The organism is Pseudomonas sp. MF08831, from assembly GCF_059862645.1.
Window position 1 is genome coordinate 201,832 of the sequence record NZ_JCBCUX010000014.1, and the last position, 6,646, is coordinate 208,477.

Genomic DNA, 6,646 nt, shown 5'->3' on the forward strand with positions numbered 1-6,646 from the left:
GCTCCGGCCACGAACCGGAACCGCAGACAGGGATGTTTGGACGTCTTTCACGCCCAACCAGGCGTGCCTAATTTCTGTCATGAGTATCATCCGATGCTGCAAAGATCCCTAAGAACCCAAATTCTCGCGCTGCTGAGCGGCAGCCTGTTGGCGATGTTGCTGATTGCTTTGGCATGCTTTCATTTCCTGTCCAGCGGGGTGCAAAACTACGCCAACCTAATCGAAGGTCCGCTGCACACGTCGCAATTGATCGACGAGGCCAACCTGCAATTCAAGGTGCAGGTGCAGGAATGGAAAAACGTATTACTACGGGGCAAGCAGCCGGCAGACCTGGATAAATACTGGAAGCAATTCGAAGAACGTCAGCGCGACGTACAGGGGATTCTCGGCGAACTGGCTAACCAGAAAGGCCTGGACGGCCAACTCAAGGCCCGCATCGAACGCCTGCGTGACGAACACCGTCAGCTGGGAAGCGCTTACCAGAAAGGTCGCGATGCCTATATCGCCGCGGGTGCAGACCCCACCGCAGGCGACACCGCAGTTAAAGGCGTCGACCGTGCTACCAGCGACCAGATGAGCGAACTTGTCGGCGAACTGCGCAAACAGGGCACCGAGCAATCGACGCTGATCAGCGCTGCTGCAAAACGCACGGTGATGCTGGGGATTATCGTAATGCTCGCCTCGGGTCTGTTGATCGGCCTGTTGAGCCTGTGGCTCATCAACCGCAACTTGGTTGACCCCATCCGCAAGCTGATCGACTACGTGGCGCAACTGAGCCAAGGCAAATTGACCGAACGCGTGGTCAGTAGCCGTGAAGACGAGCTGGGCAAACTGGCCATGGCCGCCAACACCTTGCGCGACTTTCTCGCCGAAACCTTCAACCGCTTGCAGCGCAGCGCCAAGGATCTGGACAGCGCAAGTGGCGAGTTAAACGCCATCGCCGGTCTCATGGCCAGCGGTACCAACGAGCAGTTCAACCGTACCGATCAGGTGGCTACGGCGATGAACGAAATGTCCGCCACCGCCCAGGAAGTGGCTCGTCACGCAGCCGATGCCGCACGCGCTGCCGATGATGCCGACCAATCCGCGCAGCAGGGCGAAAAAGTCATGCGGGGCACCATTCACACCATCACCCAAATGCGTGGCGAGATCGCCAACACAGCCACGGTGATCCGTCGCCTGGAAACCGACAGTGGCCGCATCGGCAAGGTGCTGGAAGTGATACGCGGCATCGCCGAACAGACTAATTTGCTGGCGCTGAACGCGGCGATCGAAGCCGCCCGCGCCGGTGAAGCCGGACGCGGTTTTGCGGTCGTGGCCGACGAAGTGCGAAGCCTGGCCCAGCGCACGGCGGCGTCGATCATCGAAATCAACCAGATCATCCAAACAGTGCAAACCGGCGCGGTGGACGCGGCTCAGGCGATTGAAAGTGGCCAGTCGCGCAGTGAAGAAAGTGTCGCGCAAGTAAATGAGGCCGGCGCCATGCTGGAGCGCATCACCCATGCCGTGGAAGCCATTCGCGACATGAACCGCCAGATTGCCACCGCCGCCGAAGAGCAAACCTCGGTGGCGGAAGACATCTCGCGCAACCTCACCGAAATCACCACGATTGCCAGTACCAACCTGGACAACATGCAGCGCACCGAAGCGGCAAGCCGCAACCTTCACGGGTTGTCAGGGCAGTTGAATGAAGTGACGGCACGCCTGAGTGCTTAGCCGGACCGTTAGCGGTTAGATCGGCTTCAGGCTGAGCAGTGTTGGAAGACCGAGCCCCGTATTTCATAGCCTTACACGGGGCAATGCTCAGACCAAAAACTCTCAGCATTTGCGTGACCTTGCGGCGGTGATACCTAATCGACGAAACGTAGGCTTTTTTTGCGGGCACGCTGGACAGCTTTTTTGCCAGGCTCTTTTGGCAGCAACTGCGTTAGATCCGATAATCGCGTCTCCGCTTTTTCGAGCGCGTTGATTGAGTAGCGCTGCCAAACCTTTTCAACTGGCCACAGGTCAGGTTCAGTCGAGCTCTCGCGACGGGCATCTTTTGTCCGTTTCCACTTGATCAGTCGATTGATCGGTAGTGGCCTAAAGCTGCTTTCACCTTTAAGCCACTGACCAGGGCTCTTATCTTCAGGTGATCATTGGCGGGGCGTATCCCCCCGCATGGGCCCGCTGGCAACTGGCAAAGCAAAGAGGCTCCCCTTTTTCCCAGTTGCACCCACCCCAGCACCACGCTACCCTCCTTCCCGTCGCTGCCAATTCAGCGATCGGGCCTGAGAACCCGGCAAGATGCAGGCGCACCAAGCGCCCCCAAAACCCGATTTGCAGGCGTTTTTTTTCGCCTCACAATTCGTGCAATGGCGGCTGTGCGTGGGAGACCTTCGGGTCTGCCGGGTTCCTGTATCTCCGGTTTCTCAGCCTGCGCACAGCTGCCACCCATTCGCCTGAGAACGAACGGGGTAGCTCTCAATTGATATGGGAGTTTTACCGATGACCGCTACAGATCCGTCTGCGTTAACCACCCTCGGCGTCACCCCCTTCTCCTTTCATTCCGACCAACCGCTATTCCGTGTCAACAGCGGTGTTTCCCTGCACGAAGCCTTGCACCATGCCTCCGACCTCCTCCATGTCGCCAAGCAGCTCGCAGAAGATGCGGCGATGACCAGGGAGACGGACCGTTACGCCTGGGCGTCGCATTACTTGCAGGAGATGGTGAAAGCGGTGGTTGATGATGCAGTGAAGGTGTTGGATTCGCCCGGCAACATTCAGTAAGGGCCAACCGTAAAAAGGGGCGGCGCTTTATATAAAGGCACCGCCCTTTTTTGTGTTTTACCTGGCCGTTTGCGACCTGCGAAGGGCCGACTTCACGTGTTAACCTTGCGCCCATCGCAACAAATGCTGGGCCAAGCGCCCAATGCCGTTTAGTTAAGCGCCCCCGATTGGGCACGATGTTGAGCTTTCGAACTTCAGCGATGCAGGGGCTGCGGCCTGCAGGTACAGCGCGGCGATCCCTTCGCAGCCTCGCTAAGGCTCGACAGCTCCCACATTCGGCCTGCGTCGTTTGGAAGCCTGCGCTGCGCAACTGATCGACACTGGACCACGCGCGCCCTTTGCCCCATCACTTTCAACGAATTTGCCTACTATCCAATGAGTAAAAACACGTCCGATCTGTCTTCCCACACGCCGATGATGCAGCAGTATGGGCTTGAACAATGCTTAGGCCACGTTCCGCGTGGCTTTCGGAGCGTAGCCGTCTAAAACCCTACCGTCATTTTGGAGGCTTTAAGGCCAATGAAACCGGCTTAGCGCCAGGTAGTATTAGACAGAAAAACCTCTCTCCGGCGTCCTGCCGACGAACACCACTCCCAAATCCGCAACACCTCGATTACTGTACGCACATACAGTATTTGAGTTTCAACACCATGAACATCGACGAAGACACCTCGGCGTGGCTTGGCTGCCCTACACCCTTGGAAATGTACAAGCATCAGTGCGCCCTGCTCGAGGACGAGCTGAACGAAACCTTGAAGCGGTTGAGTGATGCGCGCCGGAATATTGCCGGGCTGGTGCAGATGGGCGACCTGCTGGCCACTGGCAAAGCATTGGCCGAGGTAGCACTGAAAAAGGCTGCAGCCGATTTGGCCGATGCCTATCTGGAAAATTCTCTGCTGGGCCGCCAGGTAAACAGCCTGATGATCGTTGCCGAGCAGCGCGACCAGTTGCTCGTGGAGAACCAGCGGCTGCTGACCGAGATCAAAAGCCTGAAAGAACCCTCAGCCTAACTCGTCGGCATAAGCTGCGACTGCCTCTTCTGTCAGCTCCCGCCACTCGCCGCTGTCGATTACGCCGCGCTCTTTCATGTCGTCAGCCAGCGCCAGCCGCCTCTCGTAACGCTCCTCCGGTGTGGCCGCGATGAACTCTGGCTCATTGCGCAAGGCGAACCACGCCTCCATCGCGTTAACTTGTTCAATGTTGATCGTCATGACGAATACTCGAGGTCAGTGTCTACAGTGTAGAGATTGACCAGCGCCCAGCTGTTCAGCAGGTCCGACGAGCGGAGAACACCATGTGCGGGAGAATTTCACAGTACCGCGGCATCCACGACTTTGTCACAGCGCTGAGCATGCCCAATGCCCTGGCGAACTCAGTCGGTGAGTTGCCACTCGAGCGCTACAACGTTGCCCCTACAACACAAGTCGCCTTGCTCCACCAGCGGGGCGAGCTGCTGCACGCCGACCTGGTGCGCTGGGGTTGGCGGCCACACTGGGCCAAGGATCGTGCGGCGCCGATAAATGCCCGCGTCGAGAAGGTAGCCCACGGCCCGTTCTTCCGAGCGATCTGGCCGCACCGGGCAATCACGCCCATCGATAACTGGTTTGAGTGGGTGGACGAAGGCGGCCCGAAGAAGCAGCCCTATCTGATCCGCCGGCGGGATGGCGCGCCCGTGCTGTGCGCCGCTATTGGCCAACTACCCGACAGCGATGAAGGCCCGGGCGAGCATGACGGGTTCGTGATCATCACCGCCGACAGCGCAGGCGGAATGGTGGATATCCACGACCGGCGCCCAGTGGTACTGACGCCGGACCTGGCTCGGGAATGGTTGGACCCGGATACGCCCAAGGAGCGCGCCGAGCAGATGGTGCTGCACCAGGGCGAGCCGTCCGAGGCCTTCGAGTGGTTCAGTGTCGGCACCGCCGTGGGTAATGTGAGGAACAAAGGGCCGGAGCTGATTGAGCGGATGTAAAAATACGGCGACATCCAAACAAACACATCCAACCTTTATTTCGCTATTCTCGCGAACTCTCTACAGAACAACAGGCTTTCCATGGAAGACTTCAAGGGGTGGGCAACTTTAATTGGTGCGCTCGTAGCGGGCTTTACTGGCTTGTTTAACGCTGTGATTCAGGTTCGAGGAAAACGCGATCGCTTTACTGTTTCCCCTTATTCCACATATCACGACCCCGATCCCCGAGAGTTTATGCACGTCATAAGCCTCAGTGATCACCCGATCCAGTTGATGGACTGGGGGTGGATAGATGAAGACAATCGCTTACGATCGATACGCTCAGAGTCAAGTGAGCCGGGCTTCGGCAGCCAACACCCAGATCTACGCAGCTCATCGAAACTTGAGACAAGGAACGAGATATTTCAAGTAGGGTATATGCGGAGTAAATCGCCTATTGGGGCGTTCGCTTGCTCTGCGACGCAAAAGATCCCAAGGCTATCCTTCAAACACGAGGTTTCTGTATTTACAAAGTTGAAAATCAGAGCTCGTGTCTGGTGGATGGGGGCTGCTTATTTGAATTGATCCATATCGACTCATGCTCACCGTGCGATAGCTCTGACATACGCCTGGCACGCACGCAGCGCTATCAATCCGTTATCCCCATCGCCGGTGATGGCGATAATTCGTTGCGCATGCGCTGGGTTAAGTTGGGCTCGACGGGCTGCATGAACCACGCTGACGGCGCCGGCGGCGGCAGGCACGTTGCAGCCACTGGCTGGATCGTCGGCAAGGAGGACTGACAGCCGCACATCAGCAGTGGCAAGGCGGTCGCGCAAAAGAGCCTGGTTGCGTTGAGCATCGGATAGTTCTCGAGTGTGTTGTTGGTCCTGGGCCGCTAGTTCTTTCTCGATGGCCCGGCGCTTGTCCTGTTCAGCGCGGGCCTGGGCCGCTGCGGCATTGCTGATCGCGGCCAAATCATCCTTGTGCAGGCCGGCCTGCTCGGCGAGCTTCTCTCCCATGCGCCAGTCCTGCACCTGCCAGGCCACGCCCGCGGGGCCGGCCATCAGCATCAGAATCAGCAGAGCCAGGCTCGCCAGCTTCTGCACCGGCGTCATGCCAGCGCCCGCCGCACGCCTTCCGCCAGCACAGCATCGGGATATGCATACCCGGCGTTTTCGTGGTGGATGATCGCCTTGACGAAACCGGACATCACCGCAGGCTGCGAAAGGTCCACCTCGGCGCCAGGGCGGGTGCCTGTGTTTGCCTCGACGGCACGCACGTAGGCCGCGGTGTCGTTCTCCACGGCCGGCGCCCAGCGACTGATGATCGCCTTTACCGTCTTCAAGCCATGCTTTCGCTGGTAGGTCAGCAGCACCTTGCCCAGGGCGCGGATGCCGTTCTCGGGCGTATCGAACCGGGCGAACCGCTTCTCGATCTGCGGATCTGGCTTGAGCTGGCCTTGCCACTGGTTGGCTGGGTTGTAGTCGATGTTTCCGGGGTTATTGTTGCGCACGCCGCGGGTTTCAGTGATGGGCATAGCTTTTCTCCAGGCGAAAAAAAACCGCTCAATGGCGGCTGTGGTGTTCTGCGGAAGATCAGGCTTCAGTGCGGTATTCAGACGCCGGAAGCGGGAAACGCGCCTTGATGGCGGCCACGGAGGAAAGCCACGCGGCATAGTCTGGTTCGAGACCTTGGCTCAGTGCGTCGTAGTCCGCCTCAAGGCGGAGCGGATCAGACTCGGCGAGGTATGCGGCCCGGCGAGAAGCCAGGACAGCCTCTAGCGTTGCCCGGCGGTCTTCTTTCTGACGCTGCTCGACAGTCACCATCTTGCTGAAATCAATGTTTTTCATTGGGGAAGACTCACGTTCCCGTCAGGCGGACTGACGATATCGGCGGGGAAGTTTGCAGCGGCCGTAGCGTCCT

General features: G+C 58.6%; 8 protein-coding genes. 4 read left to right on the top strand and 4 right to left on the bottom strand.

The features are described from left to right. Positions 1-93 precede the first annotated feature (93 nt). The 3 genes from AC19YS_RS25275 to AC19YS_RS25285 all read left to right on the top strand — a co-directional run bounded on the left by AC19YS_RS25275 (position 94) and on the right by AC19YS_RS25285 (position 3,779). Entirely contained in the window at positions 94-1,716 is a 1,623-nt protein-coding gene (locus AC19YS_RS25275) for a methyl-accepting chemotaxis protein (RefSeq protein ID WP_500602851.1), read from the top strand. A 771-nt stretch (positions 1,717-2,487) separates the two neighbouring features. After that, positions 2,488-2,769, top strand: coding sequence for a DUF3077 domain-containing protein (locus AC19YS_RS25280; protein ID WP_119738629.1), 282 nt, complete (start codon positions 2,488-2,490; stop codon positions 2,767-2,769). A gap of 650 nt (positions 2,770-3,419) precedes the next feature. Continuing rightward, positions 3,420-3,779, top strand: coding sequence for a hypothetical protein (locus AC19YS_RS25285; protein WP_500602852.1), 360 nt, complete (start codon positions 3,420-3,422; stop codon positions 3,777-3,779). On the opposite strand, the gene AC19YS_RS25290 is transcribed toward AC19YS_RS25285, so the two are convergent. Then, positions 3,771-3,980: a hypothetical protein gene (locus AC19YS_RS25290; protein WP_500602854.1), complete on the bottom strand. Its 210-nt coding sequence runs from the start codon at positions 3,978-3,980 to the stop codon at positions 3,771-3,773. The two genes, AC19YS_RS25285 and AC19YS_RS25290, sit on opposite strands and share 9 nt — an antisense overlap. Before the next feature lie 83 nt (positions 3,981-4,063). On the opposite strand from AC19YS_RS25290, the gene AC19YS_RS25295 reads away from it, so the two are divergent. Continuing rightward, positions 4,064-4,741 (top strand): SOS response-associated peptidase, encoded by a 678-nt coding sequence (locus tag AC19YS_RS25295; RefSeq protein ID WP_500602855.1) that lies wholly within the window; start codon positions 4,064-4,066, stop codon positions 4,739-4,741. 581 nt (positions 4,742-5,322) lie between these two features. On the opposite strand, the gene AC19YS_RS25300 is transcribed toward AC19YS_RS25295, so the two are convergent. Genes AC19YS_RS25300 through AC19YS_RS25310 form a run of 3 tightly spaced genes read right to left on the bottom strand, consistent with a single transcriptional unit; the run spans position 5,323 to position 6,573 of the window. Continuing rightward, on the bottom strand, positions 5,323-5,838 hold the full coding sequence (locus AC19YS_RS25300; RefSeq protein WP_500602856.1) for a lysis system i-spanin subunit Rz: 516 nt from the start codon (positions 5,836-5,838) through the stop codon (positions 5,323-5,325). Next, positions 5,835-6,260 carry a structural protein gene (locus AC19YS_RS25305; protein ID WP_500602857.1) on the bottom strand — a complete coding sequence of 142 codons (426 nt, stop codon included), beginning with the start codon at positions 6,258-6,260 and terminating at the stop codon, positions 5,835-5,837. The genes AC19YS_RS25300 and AC19YS_RS25305 overlap by 4 nt, the downstream gene beginning before the upstream one ends. Positions 6,261-6,318: 58 nt before the next feature. After that, the gene (locus AC19YS_RS25310) at positions 6,319-6,573 is read right to left on the bottom strand and encodes a hypothetical protein (RefSeq protein WP_500602858.1); all 255 of its coding nucleotides are present in this window, start codon (positions 6,571-6,573) and stop codon (positions 6,319-6,321) included. Positions 6,574-6,646 lie beyond the last annotated feature (73 nt).

Coding starts and splice junctions, on each gene's coding strand:
- AC19YS_RS25295 (WP_500602855.1), top strand. CDS start 4,064: ATGTGCGGGAGAATTTCACAGTACCGCGGCATCCACGACTTTGTCACA.
- AC19YS_RS25285 (WP_500602852.1), top strand. CDS start 3,420: ATGAACATCGACGAAGACACCTCGGCGTGGCTTGGCTGCCCTACACCC.
- AC19YS_RS25310 (WP_500602858.1), bottom strand. CDS start 6,573: ATGAAAAACATTGATTTCAGCAAGATGGTGACTGTCGAGCAGCGTCAG.
- AC19YS_RS25280 (WP_119738629.1), top strand. CDS start 2,488: ATGACCGCTACAGATCCGTCTGCGTTAACCACCCTCGGCGTCACCCCC.
- AC19YS_RS25305 (WP_500602857.1), bottom strand. CDS start 6,260: ATGCCCATCACTGAAACCCGCGGCGTGCGCAACAATAACCCCGGAAAC.
- AC19YS_RS25300 (WP_500602856.1), bottom strand. CDS start 5,838: ATGACGCCGGTGCAGAAGCTGGCGAGCCTGGCTCTGCTGATTCTGATG.
- AC19YS_RS25275 (WP_500602851.1), top strand. CDS start 94: ATGCTGCAAAGATCCCTAAGAACCCAAATTCTCGCGCTGCTGAGCGGC.
- AC19YS_RS25290 (WP_500602854.1), bottom strand. CDS start 3,980: ATGACGATCAACATTGAACAAGTTAACGCGATGGAGGCGTGGTTCGCC.